This is a genomic window from Acidimicrobiales bacterium, from assembly GCA_033344915.1.
Classification (GTDB): Bacteria; Actinomycetota; Acidimicrobiia; order Acidimicrobiales; family Aldehydirespiratoraceae; genus JAJRXC01.
Genome location: JAWPML010000001.1, coordinates 1,829,126 through 1,853,388, shown reverse-complemented (window position 1 = coordinate 1,853,388; position 24,263 = coordinate 1,829,126). Strand labels below are relative to the sequence as shown.

Annotated in this window: 26 protein-coding genes and 1 tRNA gene; 17 read left to right on the top strand and 10 right to left on the bottom strand. The window is 70.1% G+C overall.

Annotation, left to right across the window (positions count from 1 at the left end):
• The first annotated feature begins 4 nt into the window (after positions 1-4).
• Genes R8F63_09005 through R8F63_08985 form a run of 5 tightly spaced genes read left to right on the top strand, consistent with a single transcriptional unit; the run spans position 5 to position 3,246 of the window.
• Positions 5-868: a DMT family transporter gene (locus R8F63_09005; protein MDW3218737.1), complete on the top strand. Its 864-nt coding sequence runs from the start codon at positions 5-7 to the stop codon at positions 866-868.
• The gene (locus R8F63_09000) at positions 865-1,470 is read left to right on the top strand and encodes a GNAT family N-acetyltransferase (GenBank protein ID MDW3218736.1); all 606 of its coding nucleotides are present in this window, start codon (positions 865-867) and stop codon (positions 1,468-1,470) included. The genes R8F63_09005 and R8F63_09000 overlap by 4 nt, the downstream gene beginning before the upstream one ends.
• A complete protein-coding gene (locus R8F63_08995) occupies positions 1,467-2,342 on the top strand; it encodes an alpha/beta hydrolase (GenBank protein MDW3218735.1) in 876 nt (291 codons plus the stop codon). Before R8F63_09000 ends, R8F63_08995 begins: the two co-directional genes overlap by 4 nt.
• Positions 2,339-3,091 carry an alpha/beta hydrolase gene (locus R8F63_08990; protein MDW3218734.1) on the top strand — a complete coding sequence of 251 codons (753 nt, stop codon included), beginning with the start codon at positions 2,339-2,341 and terminating at the stop codon, positions 3,089-3,091. Before R8F63_08995 ends, R8F63_08990 begins: the two co-directional genes overlap by 4 nt.
• A 26-nt stretch (positions 3,092-3,117) precedes the next feature.
• Positions 3,118-3,246: a hypothetical protein gene (locus R8F63_08985; GenBank protein ID MDW3218733.1), complete on the top strand. Its 129-nt coding sequence runs from the start codon at positions 3,118-3,120 to the stop codon at positions 3,244-3,246.
• Positions 3,247-3,259: 13 nt separating this feature from the next.
• On the opposite strand, the gene R8F63_08980 is transcribed toward R8F63_08985, so the two are convergent.
• Positions 3,260-3,343 (bottom strand) — tRNA-Leu (locus R8F63_08980).
• A 74-nt stretch (positions 3,344-3,417) separates the two neighbouring features.
• Between R8F63_08980 and R8F63_08975 the strand changes: the two genes are divergently transcribed.
• The 3 genes from R8F63_08975 (at position 3,418) to R8F63_08965 (ending at position 6,234) form a co-directional block, all read left to right on the top strand.
• Positions 3,418-4,254: a hypothetical protein gene (locus R8F63_08975; GenBank protein ID MDW3218732.1), complete on the top strand. Its 837-nt coding sequence runs from the start codon at positions 3,418-3,420 to the stop codon at positions 4,252-4,254.
• A 72-nt stretch (positions 4,255-4,326) separates the two neighbouring features.
• The gene (locus tag R8F63_08970; GenBank protein ID MDW3218731.1) at positions 4,327-4,899 is read left to right on the top strand and encodes an ATP-dependent Clp protease proteolytic subunit; all 573 of its coding nucleotides are present in this window, start codon (positions 4,327-4,329) and stop codon (positions 4,897-4,899) included.
• A 132-nt stretch (positions 4,900-5,031) separates the two neighbouring features.
• Positions 5,032-6,234, top strand: coding sequence for an HNH endonuclease signature motif containing protein (locus R8F63_08965; protein ID MDW3218730.1), 1,203 nt, complete (start codon positions 5,032-5,034; stop codon positions 6,232-6,234).
• Between the two features lie 25 nt (positions 6,235-6,259).
• Here R8F63_08965 and R8F63_08960 read toward each other — a convergent pair whose 3' ends face one another.
• From R8F63_08960 to rpe, 3 genes are read right to left on the bottom strand one after another with little or no spacing between them, the layout of a single operon-like run.
• Positions 6,260-7,606, bottom strand: a complete 1,347-nt coding sequence (locus tag R8F63_08960) for a hypothetical protein (protein ID MDW3218729.1) — start codon at positions 7,604-7,606, stop codon at positions 6,260-6,262.
• Positions 7,607-7,625: 19 nt separating this feature from the next.
• A complete protein-coding gene (locus R8F63_08955; protein ID MDW3218728.1) occupies positions 7,626-8,465 on the bottom strand; it encodes an MOSC domain-containing protein in 840 nt (279 codons plus the stop codon).
• Entirely contained in the window at positions 8,462-9,133 is a 672-nt protein-coding gene (gene rpe, locus R8F63_08950) for a ribulose-phosphate 3-epimerase (protein ID MDW3218727.1), read from the bottom strand. The genes R8F63_08955 and rpe overlap by 4 nt, the downstream gene beginning before the upstream one ends.
• Positions 9,134-9,204: 71 nt before the next feature.
• On the opposite strand from rpe, the gene R8F63_08945 reads away from it, so the two are divergent.
• Positions 9,205-10,371: a TRAM domain-containing protein gene (locus R8F63_08945; protein ID MDW3218726.1), complete on the top strand. Its 1,167-nt coding sequence runs from the start codon at positions 9,205-9,207 to the stop codon at positions 10,369-10,371.
• A 12-nt stretch (positions 10,372-10,383) separates the two neighbouring features.
• Here R8F63_08945 and R8F63_08940 read toward each other — a convergent pair whose 3' ends face one another.
• From R8F63_08940 to R8F63_08920, 5 genes are all read right to left on the bottom strand, one after another.
• Entirely contained in the window at positions 10,384-11,370 is a 987-nt protein-coding gene (locus R8F63_08940; protein MDW3218725.1) for a dienelactone hydrolase family protein, read from the bottom strand.
• 42 nt (positions 11,371-11,412) lie between these two features.
• The gene (locus R8F63_08935; GenBank protein MDW3218724.1) at positions 11,413-12,171 is read right to left on the bottom strand and encodes a hypothetical protein; all 759 of its coding nucleotides are present in this window, start codon (positions 12,169-12,171) and stop codon (positions 11,413-11,415) included.
• On the bottom strand, positions 12,168-12,776 hold the full coding sequence (locus tag R8F63_08930) for a SigE family RNA polymerase sigma factor (GenBank protein ID MDW3218723.1): 609 nt from the start codon (positions 12,774-12,776) through the stop codon (positions 12,168-12,170). The genes R8F63_08935 and R8F63_08930 overlap by 4 nt, the downstream gene beginning before the upstream one ends.
• Positions 12,777-12,864: 88 nt before the next feature.
• Entirely contained in the window at positions 12,865-13,470 is a 606-nt protein-coding gene (udk, locus tag R8F63_08925) for a uridine kinase (protein ID MDW3218722.1), read from the bottom strand.
• Between the two features lie 26 nt (positions 13,471-13,496).
• Entirely contained in the window at positions 13,497-15,530 is a 2,034-nt protein-coding gene (locus R8F63_08920; protein MDW3218721.1) for an acyltransferase family protein, read from the bottom strand.
• Positions 15,531-15,641: 111 nt separating this feature from the next.
• Here R8F63_08920 and R8F63_08915 point away from each other — a divergent pair, with 111 nt between their 5' ends.
• Both R8F63_08915 and R8F63_08910 read left to right on the top strand, forming a co-directional pair.
• A complete protein-coding gene (locus R8F63_08915) occupies positions 15,642-16,787 on the top strand; it encodes an aminotransferase class I/II-fold pyridoxal phosphate-dependent enzyme (protein MDW3218720.1) in 1,146 nt (381 codons plus the stop codon).
• Entirely contained in the window at positions 16,784-17,641 is an 858-nt protein-coding gene (locus tag R8F63_08910) for an enoyl-CoA hydratase/isomerase family protein (GenBank protein MDW3218719.1), read from the top strand. The genes R8F63_08915 and R8F63_08910 overlap by 4 nt, the downstream gene beginning before the upstream one ends.
• 137 nt (positions 17,642-17,778) lie before the next feature.
• Here R8F63_08910 and R8F63_08905 read toward each other — a convergent pair whose 3' ends face one another.
• The gene (locus R8F63_08905; protein MDW3218718.1) at positions 17,779-18,207 is read right to left on the bottom strand and encodes a hypothetical protein; all 429 of its coding nucleotides are present in this window, start codon (positions 18,205-18,207) and stop codon (positions 17,779-17,781) included.
• Between the two features lie 39 nt (positions 18,208-18,246).
• On the opposite strand from R8F63_08905, the gene R8F63_08900 reads away from it, so the two are divergent.
• The 6 genes from R8F63_08900 (at position 18,247) to R8F63_08875 (ending at position 24,249) form a co-directional block, all read left to right on the top strand.
• Positions 18,247-19,065 carry an enoyl-CoA hydratase-related protein gene (locus tag R8F63_08900; GenBank protein ID MDW3218717.1) on the top strand — a complete coding sequence of 273 codons (819 nt, stop codon included), beginning with the start codon at positions 18,247-18,249 and terminating at the stop codon, positions 19,063-19,065.
• A gap of 21 nt (positions 19,066-19,086) precedes the next feature.
• On the top strand, positions 19,087-20,280 hold the full coding sequence (locus R8F63_08895; protein MDW3218716.1) for an amidohydrolase family protein: 1,194 nt from the start codon (positions 19,087-19,089) through the stop codon (positions 20,278-20,280).
• Between the two features lie 12 nt (positions 20,281-20,292).
• Complete coding sequence (locus tag R8F63_08890; GenBank protein MDW3218715.1) at positions 20,293-21,186, top strand: cation diffusion facilitator family transporter; 894 nt, start codon at positions 20,293-20,295, stop codon at positions 21,184-21,186.
• Positions 21,187-21,238: 52 nt separating this feature from the next.
• Positions 21,239-22,498 (top strand): acyl-CoA dehydrogenase family protein, encoded by a 1,260-nt coding sequence (locus R8F63_08885; GenBank protein ID MDW3218714.1) that lies wholly within the window; start codon positions 21,239-21,241, stop codon positions 22,496-22,498.
• A gap of 174 nt (positions 22,499-22,672) precedes the next feature.
• On the top strand, positions 22,673-23,818 hold the full coding sequence (locus R8F63_08880) for a PEP/pyruvate-binding domain-containing protein (GenBank protein ID MDW3218713.1): 1,146 nt from the start codon (positions 22,673-22,675) through the stop codon (positions 23,816-23,818).
• The gene (locus R8F63_08875) at positions 23,815-24,249 is read left to right on the top strand and encodes an MOSC domain-containing protein (GenBank protein MDW3218712.1); all 435 of its coding nucleotides are present in this window, start codon (positions 23,815-23,817) and stop codon (positions 24,247-24,249) included. The genes R8F63_08880 and R8F63_08875 overlap by 4 nt, the downstream gene beginning before the upstream one ends.
• The last annotated feature ends 14 nt before the right edge of the window (positions 24,250-24,263 follow it).

Sequence of the window (24,263 nt, the reverse complement as noted above, 5' to 3'; positions counted from 1 at the left end):
GTCGATGACCAACCGCACACAAGGCTGGCTCTACGCCGCGGGCGGAATGCTGCTGGTGTCCACGGATTCCTTCTTCATCCGGTGGAGCGAGGAGGAGGCGTGGACGATCTCGTTCTGGGTCGCCGCGTTCTCCCTCGTTCTCTATCTGGGGATCGGCACGGTGCGGCGCGAACCCGGGCCGGTGCGGGCATTCCGGGCCGCGGGCTGGCCGTTGTTGGCGGTGGCGGTCGGCGCGACCGTCTCGCAGCTCGCGTTCGTCACGGCGGTGACCCGCACGTCGGTGGCGAACGTCGTCGTGATCGTCGCCGCGTCGCCGATCGTGGCCGCCCTCATCGGCAAGGCGTTCTTCGGCGAGTCGACGAGCCGCCGGGTCTGGACTGCGATCGCGATCACATTCTCCGGGGTGGTGGTGATCGTCGTGCGCTCGGTGGGTGAGCCGACGCTCGACGGCGACCTCCTCGCGCTGCTCGCCATCTTCGCGTTCGCCACGAACATGAATCTGTGGCGCCGATGGCCGGCGATGAGCCGCCTCGTCGGGCTCGGCACCGCCGCCGTGCTCGTGATGGCCGTGTGCCTCGCGGTCGGGGTCACGTTCGCCATCGACGGCCGGGCCCTCGCCGCCTTCGTCGGCATGGGCTTCGTCTTCAACCCACTCGGCCGCCTGCTCCACACCCACGCCCCCAAGTACGCGCCGGCCGGGGAGGTCGCCATGTTCACGCCGGTCGAGACGGTCGCCGCGTCGATCTGGGCGTGGATCGGGTTCTCGGAGGTGCCCGAGGTCTGGACGGTGGTCGGTGGGGTCATCGTGATCGCCGGGATGCTCTATGGCACGCTGGGCCGGACCGGCCCCCGGCCGGTGCCCCTATGAGCGAGCCCCGCATCCGTCCCTTCGAGCCGTCCGACACGGACGCGTGCTACGAGATCTGTCTGCGGACGGGCGACAACGGATCCGATGCCACCCACCTCTACACCGACCCGCGCATCACCGGCGAGGTGTGGGTCGCCCCCTACCTCGTGCGTCACCCGGAGTGTGCGTTCGTGCTGGAAGACGACGCCGGCGTCGGCGGCTACATCGTGGGCACGCCGGACACGGCGGCATACGACCACTGGGCCGAGACGGTCTGGTTCCCGCCCCTGCGGGACCGCTATCCGCAAGGGTCGTTCGCTGACGGCACCGCGGACGCCGACTGCGTCAACCTGATCCACACCCCGCCGGTCATGCCGGCCGAGATCGTCGGCGACTACCCGGCCCATCTCCACATCGACCTGCTGCCCCGGCTCCAGGGCCGCGGGTTCGGCAAGCGGCTCATGAACAGCCTCTTCGCCGCGTGCCGCGCCGCGGGGGCCGATGCGATCCACCTCGGCTGTTCGCCGGAGAACACCAACGCCATCGCCTTCTACCAGCACCTCGGATTCACCGACCTGATGGCCGGATTCCTGTGGGGCCGCTCGACCGAGGAGATCGCATGAGGATCGACGTGGGCGACGGCGTGCGGGTGTTCGTGGACGTCGACGGCCCCGAGTACGAAGTGGTCGGGGATCGCATGCAGCGGCGGCCGACCGTCGTCCTCCTGCACGGTGGGCCCGGCATGGATCACAGCCCGTTCAAGAGCGAGCTGCGGATGCTCACCGACATGGCCCAGTGTGTGTACATCGACCATCGGGCCAACGGCCGTTCCGACGACGGCCCGCCGGAGCGGCGCAACCTCGATCAGTGGGGCGACGACGTGCGCACGGTCTGCGACGTCCTCGGGATCGAGAAGCCGATCGTCCTCGGCCAGTCGTTCGGCGGGATGGTGGCGATGGCCTACATGACCCGCCACCCCGACCATCCGGCCGGCGTGATCCTCTCCAGCACCTCGGCCCGCAAGAACCGGGAGCGCAACATCGCGGTGTTCGAACGGCTCGGCGGTCAGGCCGCGGTCGACGCGGCCAACGCGTTCTACGACGACCCGGGTGACGAGACGCTCGGCCCGTTCATGCGGGACGCGATGTCGACCTACAACCGGCACTTCAGCGACCCGGACGGGGCGTCCCGCACCGTCTACCGGCTCGGGACGCTCTACGACTTCTTCCGCGGCGAGTACCACGAGATGGACTTCCTGCCCGCGCTCGGCTCGGTCACGTGTCCGACGCTCGTGCTCGGCGGTGAAGACGATCCGACCACACCGATCGAGGACCAGGAGGAGATCGTGGCGGCGTTGCCTCCCGATCTCGTGGAGTTCCACCGGTTCGCCGACTGTGGTCACGGCGCCTACCGGGATCAGCCGGACACGGCGATCCCGATCATCCGCAGCTTTGTCGAGAAGTGCTTTCACGAATCCCGGGAGGGGAACGCATGACGAAGGTCTTCGTCCACGGCAATCCGGAGTGCGACGCGGTGTGGGGGCCGTTGTTCGCCGCCCTCACCGAGCGGGGGGTCGACGATCTCGTGGCACTGTCGCCGCCCGGCTTCGGCGCGCCGGTGCCCGACGGGTTCGATGCGACGCCGGGCGCCTACGTCGACTGGCTGATCGCCGAGTTGGGGGCGATGGACGGGCCGATCGATCTCGTCGGCCACGACTGGGGCGCGGGCCACGTGATGGGCCTCCTCGCCCGCCGGCCGGATCTGGTGCGGTCGTGGGCGGCGGACTGTGCCGCCCTCATCCACCCCGACTACGAGTGGCACGACATGGCGCAGGCCTGGCAGACCCCGGAGGTCGGCGAACAGGTCATCGAGGCGATGACGGCCGGGTCGATCGAGGACCGCACGGCCACCTATGTCGACATGGGGCTGACCGCCGACGTCGCCGCGGCGATGGCTGCCGCGGTGGACGCGACGATGGGGGAGTGCATCCTCACGCTGTACCGGGAGGCCGCGCAGCCGTTCATGGTCGAGCTCGGGGAACGGGTCGTCGCCGCCGATCGTCCGCCGGGGTTGGTCGTGATCGCGTCCGAGGACCACTTCGTGCCCGCGCCGCTGGCCGCCGAGATGGCGGAACGACTCGAGAGCGATTCCGTGGTGCTCGAAGGTCAGGCCCACTGGTGGATGGTGAGTGCCCCGGCCCCCGCGGCCGACGCCCTCGCCGACTTCTGGGGCGGTCTGGGCTGAGCAGTGTCAGCGTCTATCGTTGCCCCATGGCCATCATCCGGCAGGTCCGCAACTTCCTCCGCGGGTTGACCCGTCCGACCTCGCGACCGCAACCGGACACCTCTCCCGAGCTGACGCTCGAGCGGGAGCGCGCCCGCGGCATGCGCGGCGACTGAGCGGCGTCGCTCGTGCGGACGGGGAGATTTGAACTCCCACACCCTTTCGGGCACCAGGACCTAAACCTGGCGTGTCTGCCAATTCCACCACGTCCGCGTGGTGGGGCCAGCGTACCGAGGCGGTCGAGGCGGAGGCGGCTGCTCGCCGGTGCGCTGCTCCTGTTGGTGTCGTTGGCCGCGTCCGCGTGCTCGGACGGCGCGCCGGACACCGCCACCAACGGGGACGATGGCGGCGGAATCGTGGTCGAGGGCATCACCGATGACGACACGGGGTCCGGTGACACCGGGTCCGACGACACGGGGTCCGACAGCGACGGGGACGCGGATAGCGGGGACGTCCCGCCGCTGCCCGACATCGACGACCTCGAGCTCGACGAGCCGACGTTCACCTACGAGGTCACCGGCGACCCGTGCACCGACATGGCGACGGTCGTCGTCGGGTCGACCGCACAGGCGTTGGCGAACCAATCCGAGGAGGAGCAGCAGGCCGTGTTCCTGAACGCGGTCGAGCCGTTCGGCGACGAGGCGGTGGCCTCGGTCGTGGCGGTCATCGAGGCGGACGACCCCGATGTCGACGAGGAGGAGTTCGCCGAGTTGGTCGCCGCCCTCGACGAGATCACGCTCGAGCCGTGCGGGTGGCCGCTCTACGGGGCGTTGTTCGAGATCGCCCAGGCCGCGCCGGTCGTGTTCTGCGAGGATGCGATGGAAGCGGCGGACGACGGGTTCGAGCCCGAACCCGAGCGTTGCGACCAGGACGGCATCGCGCCCACGTACCTGCCGTGCTTCGCGGCGATCGATGCCGACGTCGACACGGCGCTGTTCATCACCTCGGGGTGGGAGACGATCGACTGCGATTCCGGCGCGCCCGTCGAATGGGACGGCCAGGTCGGTGCCTGGGTCGAGACCACCGAGGCCGCGCCCGGCCCCGGTGAGGCCGTTCCCGTACCCGCACCCGCATCCACACTCGCGCCCACACCCACATCCGCACCCGACGAGGTGGAGGGCTGAGCTGGCGCCACCCGGCAGGTCCGTCCCGATACCCTTCGCGGTATGACGCAGACCCCTCCGAACGTGCCGCTCATGGCCACGCCGCTCACGGCCAACCCCCAGGCCGACATCTACCACCGCCTGCTCCAGGATCGGATCGTGGTCCTCGGCACCGACGTCAACGACGAGATCGCCAACTACATCACCGCCCAGCTCCTGTACCTGGAAGGCCAGGGCAAGGACAAGCCGATCTGGCTCTACATCAACTCCCCGGGTGGTTCGGTGTCGGCCGGCATGGCGATCTACGACACGATGCAGTTCGTCGACTGCGAGGTCGGCACGATCTGCATGGGTCTCGGCGCCTCGATGGGGCAGTTCCTCCTCTGCGCCGGTGCGCCCGGCAAGCGTTACGCGCTGCCCCACGCCCGGATCATGATGCACCAGCCCCTCGGCGGCGTGCAGGGCCAAGCCACCGACATCGCGATCCAGGCCGAGCAGATGGCCTACACGAAGAAGCTGCTCCAGGAGCGCATCGCCCACCACACGGGTCAGACCGTCGAGCAGATCGAGGCCGACTCGGATCGTGACCGCTGGTTCACCGCCGAAGAGGCGAAGGACTACGGCATCATCGACCACGTCATCGTCAAGCGTGGCGAGATGATCTGAGCCGTCGCGGCCACGCCGCGCGGCCAGTCGGAGCGGGCAACGGGACGTCGATTTCGGCGCGCCCGGATTTCTCGCGTTTTCATGGCAATTCCTCTTGCGAGGCGAACATATGTTCGCTATGGTGACGGGACGATGCATGTGACCGACTTCGAGCGACTCTCGAACTTCGACCCGGTGGGGAAGACCCGCACCGAGATCGAGCGCGCCCTCGAGGGGTGCGGGCGGTTGGCGGCGTTCGCGGCGGCGAAGAAGCTGGCGTGTCTCGCCGCGATCGAGGCGCTGGGCGACGATGGGGTGAAGCCGGCCGACGCCAATCGCACGAAGACGAGAGCGTCGTCGAAGAAGTCGAAGCGAGCGGCGCGTACCGCGAAGCAGCTGCCGGCGATGCCCACGATCCAGCAGGCATTGGCCGACGGCGAGATCTCCGAGGAACACGCCGACGCGGCCGCCGATGCGGCGGCGCGGGTGTCGCCCGAGGAGGCCGATGCCGAGCTGGCGAAGCTGGCGCTGTTGCTGCCGGCCGACCGGTTCGCGTCGGAGGCGAACGACTGGGCGAGTCGGCGTGAGTCCGACGAGAAGAAGGAGACGGCGCAGGACCGGGCCCGCCGGGAGCGCACCGGTGTGGTCTGGCGGAAGAAGAACGGCCGGATCGGCATCAACGGTGAGTTCGACCCGGTCGCCGGCAACCCGGTGCTCCAGGCGTTCGAGCAGGCGATGGCCCGGCTGTTCCGTGAAGACGGTGGTCGCGACGGCGATCCGGCCACGATGCGCACCTACGCCCAACGTGGAGCCGACGCCCTCACCGAACTGATCGCCGACGGGGCGTCGGGTGGATCGGCTGGGGCGGCTGCCGCGAGCCGGCGGCCGCATCCGCGGTTCGTCACCCATGTGCGGATCGACGCGGACCGGTGCCGGGCCGACGATCCGTCGGGGTTCGCCGCCTTCCTCGACGGCACACCCTTGCCACAGTCCGTACTGGAGCGCATCGCCTGTGAGTCGGCGTTCGTCGGCTCGATCTTCGACACCGACGGCTCGATCCTCTGGCAGGGCCGCGCTGTCCGGCTCGCCACCGACGATCAGTGGAACGCACTGATCGACCGGGATGGCGGCTGCATCCACTGTGGTGCCGATCCGGCCCGATGCCAGGCCCACCATCTGGTGCCGTGGGCGCCGCCGACGTTCGGCGAGACCGACATCGACGATCTCGCCCTGGTGTGTGCCAGCGCCCATTCGCTGATCCATGACCACGGCTATCAGGTGGTCATCGACGATGCCGGCCGCTACCGGTTGATCGAACCCGGGGCCCGGGCCGGGCCGATCGCGCAGGCGGCCTGAGATGGCCGGGCGACAGGAGTTGGCGTCAGCTGATGCGAGGCGGCACGTCGCCGTTGAGCACGCAGAGCTTGTAGGTGCACGGCGTCCACAGGAAGAACTTCTCGAGCGTGTCTTCGTCGTCGCGCAACGCGAGCAGCGTGTCGATCACGATCTGCTCGTCGCCGGCCTCACCGGCGGGAAGGTCCCAGCGCTCCCGATCCGGTTCCACACCGGCGAGGAACTCGGCGAAGGCGAGCACGTCGCGCACGATGTCGCACACGTTCTCCCAGTCGTAGGTCAGCGAGGTGGCGGCGTAGAGGCCGAGGTCGGCGTCGACCCCGAAGAGGCCGACGGCCACCGCGTTCGGATCGGTCGCGTCGTAGGTGACGAACCAGTCGTCGGCCGACCAGTCGACCACGCGGGGAGCGTCGATGACGGGCGCGGGGTCGTGTTGGGGAGCGGCGTGGATGGTCCAGCCGTCGAGGTCGAGGCGGCCGTCGTTGCCTTCGGGCAGGGCGCCCCAGCCGATGGCCATGTCCGCGCCGCCGAACCCGAGCCTCGGGATGATGCCGGGGTCCTTCGGGGCGCAATGGTCGAAACGGAACGAATTGGTCCCCACGCCCATGGCGGCGAGCACGCTCTGGCGGGTTTCGGTCATCGCCCGGAGCGACTCGATCAGCGCGAGCTCGTCGGTGGAGCCGCCGAGGCCGACGCCGTCCAGCGTCTCGAGGAGCCAGAGGACGCTGTCACAGCCACGGAACGACACCAGCTGCTCGTCCACGACCGCCCAGCCCGCGACGATTTCGCCGTGTTGCTGGCCGGCCGCGTCGGGAAGGTCGAGATCGTCGGTGGCGAGAAAGAGCAGGGCGGTGAGGGTCACGTCGCGTCGACCGGCGATCCATTCGAGCGTCTGGCGCACATCGTCGCGGGCGGCGACGAGATGGGTCGGGGCGAAGTCCGATGAGGGGTGCAGCACCATGCGGCCGCCGGTGACATCGACGAGATCCGGGTCCTCGGCGTCGACCAGCGGGAGGCCCTCGACGATCAGCCAACTGTTGGCCTGTTCGAGGTCGGTGGCCGGGCGGTCCGGGGCCGTCGCGTCGTCACCGCCGTCACCACCACCGTCACCGCCGAGATCGATGTCGCCGCCGGCCTCGCGGCTGTCGTCGGCGTCACGGTCGCGGGTGACACAGTCGGCGGGGTCCTGGCCGACGGGGTCGAAGGTGGCGCGCTCGTGCCACGGGATGAACACGCCGGAGCCGGTCGGCGACTCCTCGGACACGCCGGTGACCACGGTGGGGATGGTGCTGGTGGTGTCGTCGGGCGCGGCCGCATCGTCACCACAGGCAGCCCCCACGAGGGTGAGGGCGAGCACACACGCCGTCCACCGCATGGCGACGACGGTAGTTCGCTCAGGTGAAGGTGAGGGTGTCGCCCACGGCGACGGGGCCGGGTTCGACCACCACGGCATAGATCCCGAGCGACGGGAAGTCGCCGAACCCGCCGAAGGGGCGCTTGTTCGCCGCGGCGATGGTCTGGAGCACGGCCTTGTCACGGGGAAGGCCGGCCTGGGCGCGGGTGGTCATGACACAGCGGGGGGCGGTGGAGCCGAACCGGATGGTGGCGCCGCCGATGGTGGCGGTGCGGTCCTCCCAGTCGTTCTCGGGCATGCAGTCGAGATCACCGGTGTCGAGAAGCACGCTCGGGCGGAACCGATCGGCGTTGACGACGCTGTCGGCGGCGCGTTCCTGGATGTGGGCGATGCTCGCCGTGGTGAGGATGTGGAGCGGTTCGAGGTCGGCGAAGCTGCCCTGCTCGGCGAGTGCGGACGGGAGATCGAGCTCGATTCCGGACAGGGCGAAGCCTTCGCCGATGTCGGGCCATTCGGAGGCGTAGGTCATGGCTTGGTCGCCGGCGGTGACGAGCTCGACCTCCATGCCGAGGGCGGCGGATGCGGCCGTGGCGACGGCGGCGGGGTCGGCCGAGGAGAAGGTGTCGCCGTCGATGGTGAGGGTGACGGCGGGCATGGCTTCGCCGGCGACGGGTTCGGCGTCGAAGTCGGCGGAGAAGCCGAGGAGGGTCTCGCCGATGCGGGGGGCCTTGGCGCTGAGCACCCGATCGGTGTTGACCTCGCGCAGGCCGAGGAAGCGGTCGCCGACGATGCCGTGGCGGCCGAGGTCGACCCGGTCGACGCGGGGGGTCTGGAACGACTTCACCGGGAAGCGGCGGAGTTCGGAGACCGTGAGGCTCATGCCCGGGCCGCTTCCGCGATCGACTTCAGCTCGGCGATGCCTTCGGCCTTGTCGTCGTAGCGGAACAGGGCGGAGCCGCTGACGAACACGTTGGCCCCCGCCGCGGCGCACTCGCCGATCGTGTCGGCGCTCATGCCGCCGTCGACCTCGATGTCGATCTCGTTGCCGGAGGCGTCGACCATGGCTTTCAGGTCGGCGATCTTGTCGAGAAGCGGGATGTAGGTCTGGCCGCCGAAGCCGGGGTTGACGGTCATGACGAGGATGTGATCGGTGACGTCGAGGACATGGGACAGCACGTTGGCCGGGGTGTGGGGGTTGAGGACGACGCCGCTGCGGGCGCCGAGCTTGCGGATGTTGTCGAGGGATCGGTGCAGGTGGGTGCAGGCCTCGGCGTGGACCATGACGGTCGAACAGCCGGCGTCGACATAGAGGGGCGCGATCTCGTCGGGCTTCACGACCATCAGGTGGGCTTCGAAGTGGATGGTGAGATGGGGACGGATGCTGGAGACGACATCGGGTCCGACGGTGATGTTGGGGACGAAGACGCCGTCCATGACGTCCCAGTGGATGCGGTCGGCGCCCGCCTTCTCGAGGTCGATGCACTCCTCGCCGAGGCGGGCGAAATCGGCGGGAAGGATGGACGGGGCGATCTCGATGGCGCGGCTCACGGGCGCGACCCTACCTGCCGGGTCGGGCGGGGCAGGGCGATTCTCGGTGGGGTGCCGATACCGTTCCGTTCGTGGAACTCCGGGTGACGGCAACTGCGCGAGACGGCGCCGGCGTCGCCCGCGCGGAGGACGGCCGGGTGGTGTTCGTGGAGGGCGCCCTGCCCGGCGAGACCGTGAGCGTGGAGATGCTCAAGGTGGATCGCCGCTGGTCGCGGGCCCGGGTCGTGCGGGTGCTGGACCCGTCGCCCGACCGGGTGCCGGTGCCGTGTACCCACCAGATCGAGGGCTGCGGTGGGTGCGATCTGCTCCACGTCGGCCAGTCGGCCCAGCTGCGCCTGAAGTCGTCGATGGTGGTCGATCAGCTCGCCCGGCTGGGACTCGATGCCCCTGACCCGGACCTGCGTTCGCTCGACGACGACCACGGCCGCACGACCGTGCGGGCCGCCGTCAGCGACGGGCGGGCCGGCTATCGCATCCGTGGCTCGCACGACGTGGTGGTGCCCGAGTCGTGCGACGCCGTCGACCCGTCCGCCGAGCAACTGCTCGTCGACGGCCGGTTCGGTGACGCGCACGAGGTCACGATCCGGGTCGGCAACCGCACCGGGGAACGCCTGGTGCTGGTCGAGGGAAGCCCGTTCGACATCGAGGTGCCCGACGACGTGCTCGTCGTCGGCTCCGCCGACCTCAAGAAGGGGAAGCGGGCGTGGATCCACGAGGAGGCGGGCGGTCGCCGTTGGCGGGTGTCCGCCCAGTCGTTCTTCCAGAACCGCCCAGCCGGGGTCGACGCGCTCGTCGACGAGGTCCGCGAGATGGTCGACGTCCTCGGTGCCGACGGCCCGCTGGTCGACGCCTACGCGGGGGTCGGCATCTTCGCCGGGACGATCGGCGAAGGGCGCACCGTCCACGCGATCGAACGCAGTCGTGACTCGATCGCCGATGCCCGCGTGAACCTCGACGGCGACGTCAGGATCATCGCCGCGTCGGTCGAGCGGTGGCGCCCGTCACCGGCCGCGATCGTGATCGCCGATCCGGCCCGCGAGGGCCTCGGGAAGGCGGCCGTGACGGCGTTGTTGCGGTCGGAGCCACAGCTGTTCGTGCTGGTGAGCTGCGACCCGTCGTCGTTCGCCCGCGACGCCGGCCTGCTGATCGACGCCGGGATGCGCCTCGACCGCTTCACGGTGGTGGACATGTTCCCCGGCACGTCCCATGTGGAGACGGTCGGCGCGTTCGTCGCCTGAGGTCGGTCCGGCTCAGAGCCGGGCGTGGAACGCGAGCATGTCGGCCTCGAACACGGCCGGCTGATCGCCCTCGCCGCCGATGTGGGCGCCCTTCTGGCCGAAGCCCCGCTCGATGGCGGCGGTGAAGAGGTCGACATCGGTCAGAGCCGGATCGGGCTCGCCGACGATCGGATCGATCATGGCGCCGTCGTCGGCCAGGTAGGTCGTCGGCATGTTCGGGCAGACCCGCGCCTCCTCCATGAACGACACGGGCTCGAGCCGATCGAAACTGTGATGGGCGTTGCCGACGATCCGGATCGACGCATCGGCCCCGCCGGCGCGCAGGGCGGCGATCTGGGACTGGGCCTCCTGCACGGAGCACCACTCGTCACGCTCGCCGATGATCGCCCGGAGGCGGGTGTCGCCGATGTCGGCGTCGAGGAACTGGTGGCCGCACCACGGATAGACGGCGTAGGCGGCGGCGAGTCGGGGGCCGTCGCCGAGTACGGCGTCGGCGAAGTGGCGGCTCGAGGCGATGGTGACGGCCGCGCCGCCGCGGCTGTGGCCCTGGGCGGCGATGCGGCTGCGGTCGACCTCCGGGCGGTCGGCGAGCACGGCGACGGCGGCGAGCACGTCGTAGGCGCTGGCCGCGAAGCTGAACTGGACCTGGTTGGCCACGGTCGAGGTGACGGATCGGGCGCCGAACGGATCGAGCACGAAGACGACGAAGCCGGCGCGGACCAATGTCTCGGCGTGCTGCTCGTGGTTGGGCCCGACGCCGAGCGATCCCGGCGTGACGATCACCGTCGCACCGGCGGCGCCCTCGGGCACGAACAGCTTCCCGTCGAGCACGACGGCGTCGTCGGCGGCCTCGCCCGGGGCCGGGCCGGCCATCGCGGTCACATAGTTGGACGGGTTCCGGCTCGGGATGTCGATGTTCTCGCCGACCACGCCAGCGTAGGTGACGACGTCGTCGCGGTATCGGGTTTCACGGTCGAGGGTATTGCCGTCCAGAGACATGCGCCGGACGGTAGCACCGTCGTCGCGCTCGCCGAGCGGCCCTCAGGCGGTGCGGACGAAGTCGAAGACCTGGCTGTCGGTGCCGTCGCCGACGGTCACGTCGAAGTGCTCGTCGACGGGAGCAGTGGGGAACTCGACCCGCACGAACCAGTCGCCGTTGCCGTCGGCCGTCGTCTGGGTGGTGGCGTTGTAGGCGGACGTGACGGTGATCGTCGCGCCGGGGGCGGCAGTGCCGGAGTACTCGTCGTAGGGCGGATCCTCCTCGCAGCTGCCGTAGCGGGCCTGGGCGGTGAAGGCGACGGCGGCCTCGGTCGTGGTCGTGGTGGGCGCCGTGGTCGTGGTGGGCGACGTCGTTGTCGGGGCGGCGGTCGTCGTGGGCGGGGGAGCGGTGGTGGTGGTGACGGGCGGGAGCGTGGTCGTCGCGGTGACGAGGGCCGGCGGCTCGGTGGTGGTCGGCGTCGCGAGGTGGGACGGATCGTTCGCCGGCGCCGGGGCCGTCGTGGTGGCCGCCACCGTGGTGGTCGTGGTCTCGGCCGAGGCGTCGTCGATGAACGGAGTGCTCGGATCCGGGGCGGGCTGGTCGGGCTGGTCGACGACGTTCGTCGGTGCGGTCGTCTCGCCGGTGCGGGCCAGGAACATGCCGAGGCTCGCCACGAGGGTCACGGCGCCGACGGCCATCGCCATGCGCACGGTCTTCATCCGGTCGGCGTGGACGAGGGCGGCGCGCAGGCGCTCGGGGTCGGCGGTGGCTGCCGGGGCCGCAGCACCGGCGAGGGCTCGGCGGATCTCGAACTCGTTCATCGGGGCATCTCCGCGTCGAGGAGGCGACCGAGGGATTCCATCCCGCGGTGCACATGGGTGCGAACGGAACCGATCGAGATGCCGAGGATCTCGGCGATCTCGGACTCGGACCGGTCTTCGTAGTGGCGCAGGACGAGGCACGCCCGCTGACGGTCGGACAGTTGCCCGAGGGCGTCGACCACCCGGTCGCGGCTGTCGTTGCGCATGGCGCCCGATTCCGCGCTGGCCATGTCCGGGCGCGGGTCGGGGCGGTTGCGCCGGATCACCCCGAGGTGGCGGGCCCGGCCGCGGGCGAGGTTCAGCACCGTGGTGCGGAGATAGCCGCCGACCCGGGCCGGGTCGTCGATCCGGTTCCAGGCGCCGTAGAGCTTCACGAACGCCTCGTGGACGAGATCCTCGGCCATCCCCGCCTCGGGGGCGATGAAACCGGCGAAGCGGAGAAGGTCGGGATAGTGGGCCTCGTAGACGGCGACCACCTCGTCGTGGCGCTCGGCGCGTCGTTCCCGCCGTGATCGACGCCCGCCGACCGTGCGCGCCGGTCGGCCGGGGGCCGTGCCCCGGGGGATCGCCTCCATCGGGGCACTGAGCGTCGCGTGAGTGGTCACCACCCTTTCAGACGCGTCACGCACCCCGATCTCTGACATGAAATCTCCATCGGCACGAAAATCGTCCGATTCGAGCGGGTGGGGAGACTCAGCTCACTTCGATGCGGCCCGCCAGCTCGCCGGCCACGGTGTCGAGGTCCTCGGCGACGTCGACCACCCGATCGGCCGCATCGCGGTGGGGCTGCACGAATTCATCGTGCATCGGGGCCACGAACTGGGCGAACTGGCGGCGGACGTCGTCCGCGTCGCGTCCCCGCTCGGCGACGTCTCGCCGTATGCGCCGTTCGAGCCGCACGGGTTCGGGCACGTCGATGAAGACGGCGTGATCGAGGAGCGCGTGGATGGCGGGGAAACAGAACAGGAGGATGCCTTCGACGATGACGACGTCACGGGCCTCGACCGGAATGGTCCGACCGGTGCGGGTGTGGGTTGCGAAGTCGTACTCCGGCACCTCGATCGGTCGACCGGCGCGGAGGTCCGCGAGATGCGTCGCGAACAACTCGTGGTCGAGCGAGTCCGGATGGTCGTAGTTGACCTGCATGCGCTCCTCCATCGAGAGGTGCGAGAGGTCGCGGTAGTAGGCGTCGAAGGCGAGGGCGGACACATGGTCCGGGCCGAGTCGGCGGGTCAGCTCGACCGCGAGGGTCGTCTTCCCGGCGCCGGAGCCGCCGCAGATCCCGTAGAGCCTTGCCACGGGCGGTCAGACTAGCAACAGTCGGCTCAGGTGCCCGGGGTCGGAGCGTCCACGAGATCGAGGAGCTCGGGCGCCAGCCAGTCGGCCACCTCTCGCGCCGAGTCGGTCGAGAAGTGGACGCCGTCGGGGCGGAGCCGCAGATCGTCGTCCTGTGCGGCGATCCAGGCGTTCAGGTCGATGACCACGGTGTCCGGGCGTTCGGCGGCCACCTCGGCCACGATCTCCCGCCACCGTTCGGACCGTTCGACGTCGTACTCCGCATAGTGCGCACCCGCCGGCACTGCGCGCAGGCGCCCGGCGCCGACGTCGGGATGGGCGATCAGCACGACGGTCGCCGCCCGTTCGTGCAGCGCCTCGACCGCGGCAGCGAGGATCCGGCGCTGCTGGTCCGCCCGGGCGTCGTCGAGGAGGCTCGTGAAGCCGCCGTCGGTGCGATGGTCGACGATCTCCCACGCGCCGAGCTGGATGATGGCGAGGTCGAGTTCGTGCCGGGTCCCGTCCGGATCGGTCGGCTGATGCCGGTCGAGGGCCGCGAGCCAGCTGTCCAGCCACGCCACGCAGTCGTCGCCGACCGGGACCTCCCGGCCCTCGAGGATGCGGGTGCCGTCCTCGATGAGGCCGCACCCGAGCTTGGCGGCGCCGCGGATCATCCACAGCTCGTCGGGATGCTCGGCCGCCCATTCGGCGATGCCGAGCCCGGTCATCAGCGCCGTCGAGTCGCCGAACATGGCGATCATCGCCGGGCCGGGGGCCTCCTCGATCGCCCCGGCCACCACGGTCTCGGGAGAGGCGGTGTCGGGCGAGGCGGTGTTGGGGGCGACGGCGGCGACCGCCGGCGGGGGCGGCGCGGCGGTGAGCGCTTCGAGCTCCCGTTGGGCCTGGGCGAAGTCGGTCGGTGTGTCGGTCGGCTGACTCCGGGCCGCCACGGCGACGATCATGAGCGCAGCCATCGCCGTGGCCGGAGCAACGAGGAGAAGCCGCCGGCCGCTGCCGCGGGCCCGCCGGATCGGCGTCTCGATCCACCGGTGCATGGCGGCGGCCAACGGAATCGTGATCGCGAGGCCGACGCCGACGCGGGCGAGCGGCTCCAGCGCGGTCTCCTGCTGGAGCACGAGTAGGACCGGCCAGTGCAGGAGGTAGCCGCCGTAGGAGATCACCCCGAGGCGGCGCAACGGCTCGAACGCGAGCGTGCGGCGGACGACCGATCCCGGGGTCATGGCCGCGACGAGGATGACGAGGGCCAGGGCCGCGTGGATCGCGAGTCCACCCCGATAGAGCCAGAGGTCCGTGGGCTCGGCCGTCGCCCACATCGCCGCGGTCGCGGCGATCGCGCCGAGGGCGGCGACGTCGAGGGCGCGGGTGGCCGCGAGGCTCGCGGGGGCGTCGGCCCGCCGCTGCCACCAGACGGCGAGCACCGCACCGAGGGCAAGCTCGCCGAGGCGCCCGTCCGTGCCGAAGTAGACGCGATCGGTGCTCGCTCCCATGGTGATGAGAAGCGCCGGCCAGGCGAGCAACGCCACCGCGGTCGCGGTGAGCGCGGCGGCGAACGCGCGGGTCGCGCCGCGGCGCAGGGTGAGGGTCAGCAGGGCGGGGACGACGAAGTAGTACTGCTCCTCGACGGCGAGCGACCAGAAGTGACGGAAGAAGGACGGACTCTGGAACAGGGCGCCGTAGCTGTCGCCCGCGCTGATGAAGCGCCAGTTGGAGAAGTGGAAGAGCGAGGCGAGGGCATCGGTCCGCAGTCGGTCGAGCTGGGACGAGTCGCCGATCCACGCGACCACCAGCGTGGTGGCGATGATCGTGACCATGGCGGCCGGGAGCAGGCGCCGGATCCGGCGCTCCCAGAAGGAGCCGAGCGCGATGGTGCCGGTCGTCGAGCGCTCCTGGAGGAGCAGGGTCGTGATCAGGAAGCCGGACAGGGTGAAGAAGGTGGAGACGCCCAGGAATCCGCCCCGGAGCCAGTCGATGCCGGCGTGGTAGCCGACCACGCCGAGGAGCGCGACGGCCCGCAGCCCGTCGAGGGCCGGTTGATATCCGAACCGCTTGGCGTCTACTGGCATCGTCGGAATCCCAGGATACGCGTCTGCGGAAACGGCCGAAATGGGCCATACGTGCCAGGATCGGGCTGTGCCTGAGACTGCGGTGCCCGAGATCGCCGTGTCGCAACGAAAATGAGCCGCCGGGCGGCCGACCGGGCCGACATCGCGCCGTTCTACGTGATGGAGGTGATGCGCGCCGCCGAGTTGCGCGCGGCCGCCGGGCACGACGTCCTGCACCTCGAGGTGGGCCAACCGTCGACGCCGGCGCCGCGGGGCGTCATCGACGCGGCCCATCGGGCCCTGGACGACGACGTGCTCGGCTACACCACGGCGGCCGGGCTCGAACCGCTTCGTCGGCGGGTCGGTGACCACTACGCTGACTGGTACGGCGTGGACGTCGATCCCGACGCGGTGATGTTCACCGTGGGGGCCTCGGGCGCGTTCGTGGCCGCCTTCCTGGCGGCGTTCGATGTCGGCGATCGGGTGGTGGTGCCGACGCCGGGCTACCCCTGCTACCGCAACGCGCTCGCGGCGCTCGGCTGTGAGGTCGTGGACCTGCCGACGACGATCGACGACCGCTTCCAACCGACCGTCGCCCAGCTCGACGCGCTCGGCCCTGTCGACGGACTCGTCCTCAGCTCACCGTCGAACCCGACCGGCACGATGCTCGACCCCGAGCGGATGGCGGCCGTCTGCGAGTGGTGCCGCGCGAACGACGTGTGGTTCGTGTCCGACGAGATCTACCACGGCATCACCTACGGCCAGGCGGCGCCGACCGCCCTCGAGTTCGACCGCGACGCGATCGTCATCAACTCGTTCTCGAAGTACTTCTCGATGACGGGCTGGCGGCTCGGCTGGATGATCGCGCCCGATCCGCTGCGCACCGCCCTCACCCGCATCGGCCAGAACGTCACGATCGCGGCGCCGACGCTGTCCCAACTCGGTGCGCTCGCCGCCTTCGACTGTCACGACGAGTGCGAGGAGAACGTGCGCCGCTACGCCACGAACCGGGAGCTGCTCCTGTCGGGTCTGCCCGCCGCCGGCATCACCGAGCTCGCTCCTGCCGACGGTGCCTTCTACGTGTGGGCCCGCACCGACCATCTCGCCGACGACTCGCAGGCGTTGTGCGCCCGCTGGCTCGACGAGCTCGGGATCGCTGCCACACCAGGCGTCGACTTCGACCCGACCGACGGCCATCGCTTCGTGCGCTTCTCGTTCGCCGGGAGCGAAGCCGATGTGGCGCAAGCCGTCGCCCGACTGAGAGATTGGACCCCATGAGCCCTGTTCCCGAGAGCCCTGATCCCCAGACATATGACCCGTCGCAGCTCGAGACGCTGACCGTCGAGATGGACGGCCATGTCGCGTGGGTGACGCTGGATCGGCCGGAGGCCTACAACGCATTCAGTCCCACCATGGAACGGGAGATGCGCGAGACGTGGGAGGCCTTCCGGCGCGACGACGACGTGCGGGCGATCGTGTTGACGGCGGCGGGGGAGAAGGCCTTCTGCGTCGGCATTGACCGCAACGAGGGCGAGTTCACGGCGCTCGACGACAGCGCCGGCCTCTACGGCACGTCCAACAACTTCATGTACGACGATCCGGGCGACAGCCTCGGACCGAAGGCGTGTGACCTCTGGAAGCCGGTGATCTGCGCGGTCAACGGGATGGCCGCCGGGGGCGCGTTCTACATGCTCGCCGAGGCGGACGTGATCATCGCCGCCGACCACGCCACGTTCTTCGATCCGCACGTGACGTACGGGATGGCGGCCGTCTACGAGCCGATGAAGATGCTCCAGCGCATGCCGCTCGGGGAGATCCTGCGGCTGTCGCTGCTCGGCAACCACGAGCGGATGAGCGCGGAGACGGCCCAGCGCATCGGTCTCGTCAGCGAGGTGTGTCCGGCCGACGAACTGCGGGAGCGGGCCAAGTGGGTCGCGGACGCCATCGCGTCGCAGCCGCCGGTCGCCGTGCAGGGCACGGTCCGAGCCATCTGGGCGGCCAACGACCTGGGCCGGCTCAACGCGATCGCCATGGCCCCGTCGATCCTCACGACCGGCACCGACGTGTCGGTCCTCGCCGCCGGCGCCGACGCCTTCGGCTCCGGCGAGCGGATCACCCCGCGTATCCGCTGATCACCTTCCAACCCCCCTACCACTCACCCCCACCCTTCCGAAGTGGCGTGTACATCGCCCTGAGTTCGGGCGTGGCACACGCCAGTTGCGGTGGGGTGGGGCTGCGGTGGGGTGGGGCTGCGTTGGGGTGGGGTGGATCAGGCGCCGAGGCGGGTGCGGGCGGCGGCGCTCATGTCGAGCAGGCGCTGGGGGACGGTGACGCCGTTGACGGTCACGCCTCCGCCGGCTGCCGCGCCACCCGAATCGCCTGCGTCGTCGCCTCCGGCCTCGGCGGCGGCCGCGGCGAGTTCGGCGGCCTTCTCGGCCTCGACGGCCTCGCGCTCTCGCTGGACGAGGAACCGTTCGTAGTCCTTGGCCCGCACGACACTGCCGTGGTCGATATGGCCCACGGACTCGCCGTCCGCGAAGCGGATCCAGTAGCGCTGCCACGCGAACCCGTTCGCCACCGCGACCTTGCCCTCGCTGCCCGCGGGGTAGCCGGGGATGTCGTCGACCAGGCGCACCTTGGTGCCCCGCTTGTACGGGTCGGCCTGGAGTTCTGCGGTGGTGGGGGGCGATTTCGGCACGGGGAGAAAATGTAGCGGGTCCGTCTAGGGTCGGACGACATGAGCGAGACGCGTCAACCTTTCGTGACCATAGATCGCGGGGATCCGGCGATCCCGGTGGTGACCCTGAATCGGCCGGAGCGGCGCAATGCGTTGTCGATGGACCTGGTCAGCGACGGCATCGACGCGTTCCGGGAACTCCATCGCGACCGCGAGGCCCGGGTGATCGTGCTGACGGGGGCGGGCGACGGGTTCTGTGCCGGGGCCGATCTCAAGGGTGGCTCGCCGGCGCCGGACTCGGAGGGTCGGGGCCCGGTCGGCTCCGTCTATCGGGCCCAGGAGCACATCGTCGACTTCATGATGGCCGTGCACGAGTGCGACAAGCCGGTGGTCGCGGCCGTCCACGGCGCCGCGGTCGGCGGTGGACTCGCCCTCGCGCTGGCGAGCGATCTGCGGGTGGCGGACGAGACCGCCTACTTCGGTTCCGTCTTCATCAACGTCGGTCTGACCAGCTGCGACATCGGCACGAGCTACTTCCTCCCGCGGCTCGTCGGCAGCGGCCATGCGATGGACATGATGATCACCGGTCGCCATGTCGCCGCCGACGAAGCGGACCGCATGGGCCTGCTGAACCGGCTCGTGCCCACCGGCACCCACGTGGACGAGGCGAAGGCCTATGCGGCCGAGATCGCGAAGAACAACGAGTACGGCGTCTGGCTCACCAAGCGGGGACTGTGGGCGAACATCGACGCGCCGTCGATCCGTCACGCCGTCGAGCTCGAGAACCGTCAGCAGGTGCTCGGCACGTTCACCGGCAACATGACCGAGGCTATGCGGGCGTTCGGTGAGCGGCGCGAACCGAACTGGGGTCCGCTCTAGCGGGCGGTTACCATGGGGGCCATGACGCCCGAGGATCTGGACTTCAAGCCGTTTGACGCCGACAACCACTACTACGAGGCGCTCGACGCGTTCACCCGCCACGTGCCGGCCGAGATGCAGCCGCGTGTCGTGCAGTGGATCGAGAAGGACGGCCGCAAGTACCACCTCGTCGGTGGCCGGATCAGCCACGCCGTGGTCAATCCCACCTGGGATCCGGTCGCCATGCCCGGCGCCCTCCACGAGTACTTCAAGGGCAACCCGGAGGGCCGCAGCCCGATGGAGATGCTGAAGGAGCGCGAGCCGCTTCCCGACTACTACATGAACAACGACGCCCGCCTGGCGCTGCTGGAGACGCAGGGCCTCCAGGGCGTCTGGCTGTTCCCGACGCTCGGCGTGCTCTACGAGGAGCTCATCAAGGACGACGTCGAGGCGTGCGCCGTGATGATGTCGGCGTTCAACCAGTGGCTGCTCGAGGACTGGGGCTACGCCTACGAGGACACGATCTTCGGTGCGCCGTATCTCTGTCTCGGTGATGTCGACGCAGCCGCCGCCGAGGTCGACAAGGTCGTCGCCGCCGGCGCCCGCGTGGTCGTGATGCGGCCGGCTGCGGTCACCACACCGACCGGGATGAAGTCGCCGTTCGACCCCCACTTCGACCCGGTCTGGTCGCGGATCAACGAGGCGGGCATCACGGTCGTGATCCATGCGGCCGACTCGGGCTACAGCACCCAGGGGTATGCCGACAATCGCTTCTCGGCGGCCGGCATCAGCAAGGGGAACTACGGCGGTCCCAGCATCGGCAGCTTCTCGATCGAGCGGGCCGCCCAGGATTGGCTGATCCAGGCGGTCTTCCAGAAGATCTTCGACCGGTTCCCGCGGTTGCGGGTCGCCTCGGTCGAGAACGGGTCGGACTTCCTGCGTCCCACGTTCCGCAAGTTCGATCAGACAGCCAAGAAGAGCTTCGGCTGGTTCACCGATCATCCGGTCGACACCTTCAAGGCGAACGTGTGGATGAACCCGTTCTGGGAGGACGACGTCAACGAGGTGGCCGAGCTCATGGGCGCCGATCACGTGATCTTCGGTTCCGATTGGCCCCACATCGAGGGCCTGCCCAAGCCGCTCGACTATCTGGTCGAACTGAAGGCGTTCGACGCCGTCGACCAGAAGAAGATCCTGCTCGACAACGTGACCTTCCTCAACACGCCACTGCCCTGACCCGGAGGGTCGATGGCCCACACCGATCACGACCACGCACCGGGCCCGGCCCGCCCCGTCCGAGATCTGACGGTGGCGGCGGGGGCCAACACGGTCCTGCTGGTCGTCCAGGTCGTCGGCGCGATCGCGTTCGGCTCGATCGCGCTCCTGGCCGACTCGATCCACCAAGGCTCCGATGTGGTGTCGCTGTTCCTCGCGGTCGGGATCGCCGCGGTCGTGGCCCGACCGCCGTCGCGGCGATTCACCTTCGGGTTCCGCCGCGCCGATGCGCTCGGTGGGCTGCTGCACGGTGTGCTCCTGCTGGCCGGCGCGGTCTGGATCGTGATCGAGGCGGTCCGGCGCTTCGACGGTGACCACGAGGTCGAGGGCCTGGGTGTGGTCGTGTTGGCCCTGGTGGGTCTGGCCGTCAACGGCTTCTCGGCCCGCTGGCTCCACATGGGGCACGGCCACTCGCTCAACGTCGAAGGCGCAGTCCTGCATCTTGCGGCCGACGCGGCCGGGTCGCTCGTCGTGCTCATCGGCGGTGCGCTCGTCCTCGCGACCGGCGCAGACTGGGTCGATCCCGCCGCCTCGCTCGTCGTCACCGTGTTGATCGTGTGGTCGGCGCTGCGCCTCGGCTCCACCTCGTTGCGGGTGCTCATGGACGCGGTGCCGGAGGGCGTCGACCTGGACGGTCTGCGGGCGCTCATGCTCGACGATCCGCTGGTCACCGACGCCCACCACCTCCACGTACGCACCCTCGACGGCGACACGGTGAGCCTCACCGCCCACGTCCAGGTCGACACCGAGGACCTCCACGAGGCGCAGGTGGTCACCCAACGGCTGTCGGTCGCGTTGGGGGAGCGGGGCATCGACCATGTCACCCTCCAGGCCGAGTGTCACCCGTGTGAGGGAGAGGATTGTTGACCCACCTTCCCGGGAAGTGAACGCTCGCTAACTTCTTGCTACGCTCCCTTCCATGAGCACGCCCATGCCGACCGCGGAAGAAGTCCGAGCCGATCTCGAGTCCTGGTTGGACGCCAACTGGGACGAGACCCTGACCGTCGAGGAGTGGTGGGCGCGCCTCGCGCCGACCGGCTATGCCCACCCGACGCTGCCGGTGAACGCCGGTGGGAAGGGCTGGGGACGCGATCTCGCGGCCGTCGTCAACACGGTGATGGCCGAGCGCGGGGTCATGGGTCCGCCGTCGTCGGGCCTGGGTTGGATGCTCGCCGCGCCGACGATCGCCGCCCACGCCACCCAGGAGCAGATCGACCAGTTCGTGCCCGACATCCTCACCGGCCAGGTTGGTTGGTGTCAGCTGTTCTCCGAGCCCGGCGCGGGTTCGGATCTCGCCGGTCTCGCCTGCAAGGCCGAGAAGGACGGCGACGAGTGGGTCATCACCGGTCAGAAGGTGTGGACCTCCGGCGGTCAGGTCGCCGACTGGGGGATGCTCATCGCCCGCACTGATCCCGATGCGCCGAAGCACAAGGGCATCAGCTACTTCGCCTTCGAGATGGACCAGCCCGGTGTGACGGTACGACCGCTCACCGAGATGACCGGCCGGGCGCTCTTCAACGAGGTCTTCATCGATGAGGCCCGCGTGCTCGACGCCAACATGATCGGCGGGCTCAACAACGGCTGGGCCGTCGCCAACTCGACGCTGATGTTCGAGCGGGCCTCGCTCGGTTCCGCAGGCAAGAAGCCCCAGACCGCGACCCCGGGCCGGTTGGGCAAGGCGCTCCAGCGGCCCGTGACCGACTTCGCCAAGCGGGAGCGCAGCGAGGGTGGCGTGCCCTCCCTCGGGCCCGGGCTCTGGCAGCACTATGTCGATCTCGCCACGAAGTCCGGCCGGATCAACGACCCGGTCCTGCGCCAGGATCTCATGAAGCTCTACTCGCTCATCGAGATCAACCGGCTCGGCACGCTGCGGGCCAAGGATCCGAACCAGCGGACCGGCGCCGAGCCCAACATCGGCAAACTCCACATGTCGGAGATGTTCCGCACCTTCCGCGACGTCGGCTGCGCCGTGATCGGCGCCGACGCCATGCTGTGGGGAGCCAGCGATCCCACCACCCATGGCGCGGTCGGCGAGCTGACGACCTTCTCGCCCGGGCCGTCCATCTATGGCGGTACCGACCAGATCCAGCGCAACATCATCGGTGAGCGCATTCTCGGGCTGCCCCGTGAGCCGGGCCCCGACAAGGGCACCCCGTTCAAGGATCTGCCGAAGAACTAGCAGCGCCGGCCCTGCCCGCACGCACCCGGTCGTTCGGGTGCGCCACGTTTTGCGACATGCGACAAGCGCCGGGAGCGTCGTGGTGTCGCATGTCGCAAAACGTGGCGTGATGGCGCGGGGCGCTGCCGAGTGATACTCCCGACGGTGAGGCATGCGGCAGGGCAGACTCGTGGAATGGCCGCCGCGGGGGAGGAGCGTTCGGGGATCGTCGTGATCGCCGGCGACGGCGCGCCCCTCGATCCGCTGCGGCACGGCGGCAAGGCCTGCGGGCTGCAGGAGCTGCTCCGGCTGGGCCTGTCGGTGCCGGCGGCGATCGTCGTCCCGATCGACGCGGCGGCGGAGATCGCCGAGGGTGTGGAGATCGGCGTGGTGACGACCGCGTTCGCCGACCTCGCCGACGCGCTCGACGAGCTGCGACGCATCCCCGGGGCGCACGACACCAGGTTCGCGGTGCGCTCCGGAGCGTCGATCTCGCTCCCGGGGGCGTTCGACACGATGCTCGATGTGAAGCCGGACGACGTTCCGGAGGCCGTCGCCGCCGTGGTGGCCTCGACGCGAGGGCTGCGGGTGGAAACGATCGTGCGGGCGATGGGCGTCGACGAGGTGCCCCCGACTGCAGTGATCGTGCAGCATCAGGTCGAGGCGACGCGGGACGACCTGTCCGGGGCCGGGGTGGTGACGAGCCGCGACCCGGTGACCGGGAAGGCGGGCATGGCCGGCTCGATCGGTTGGCGACAGCGGGGCGACGCGGTCATGGCGGGCACCATCGCCGTCGACCCGGCCGCGAGCATCGACGGGCGTCTCCCGGCGACCGCTGCGAGATTGCGGGAGGACACGGCACGACTGGAGGCGGAACTCGGCTCGCCGGTCGAACTCGAGATCGTGATCGAGCAGGGCGAGCTCTGGTACCTGCAACTGCGCACCTTCGCCCCTCCGGCGGTGGACGGCGCGACGCCCGAGCTCGAGGGTGCGGTCGCCCACGGACGGGCGGCCAGCGCGGGGGTGGCGACCGGCGAACTGCATGTCGACGCGGACGACGCACTCGACGCGATCGATGCCGGTCGGTCGGTGATCATCGCGCTGGAGACCAGCTCGCCCGGCGACGTGCCGGTCATGGTGCGGGCGGCCGGGGTGCTGACGGTGCTCGGCGGCCCCGAGAGTCACGCCGCCGTCGTCACCCGGGGCGCGGGTGTGCCCGCCGTCGTGGCGGTGCAGGGACTGGTGATCGGCGACCACGGCATCGACGTGGCCGGCCGGCGGGTCGAGGTCGGCGCGGCGGTGACGATCGACGGCACGCGAGGAAGCGTGTTCCTCCCATGAGAGTCGTCGGCATCCAGCTCGGTCTCGCCACGAAACTGCCGATGCGGGCGGTCGAGGAGGCGGAGATCGAGACGCAGGCCGGTCTGGTCGGCGACCGCTATCACGGCAGCAGGCACCGCCAGCTGAGCGTGCAGTCACTGACCGAGCTCGCCGAAGCGGAGGAGGCATTCGGCGCGCCCATCGATCCGCTCCTCACCCGACGCAACGTCACGATCAGCCACGGCGTGGTGCCGCGGACACCCGGGCATCGCTGGCGGGTCGGCGATGTCGTGCTCGAGGTCGTCCGCGATGCGGCGCCGTGCAAGATGCTCGACATGGAGATCGGCGACGGCGCCCGCACGGCCATGCGGCGCCGCGCGGGTGTGATCTGCCGCGTCATCGAGGGAGCGACCCTCCGGATCGGCGACCCGGTCGACCTCGGCGAAACCTAGGGCAGTACCGTCTA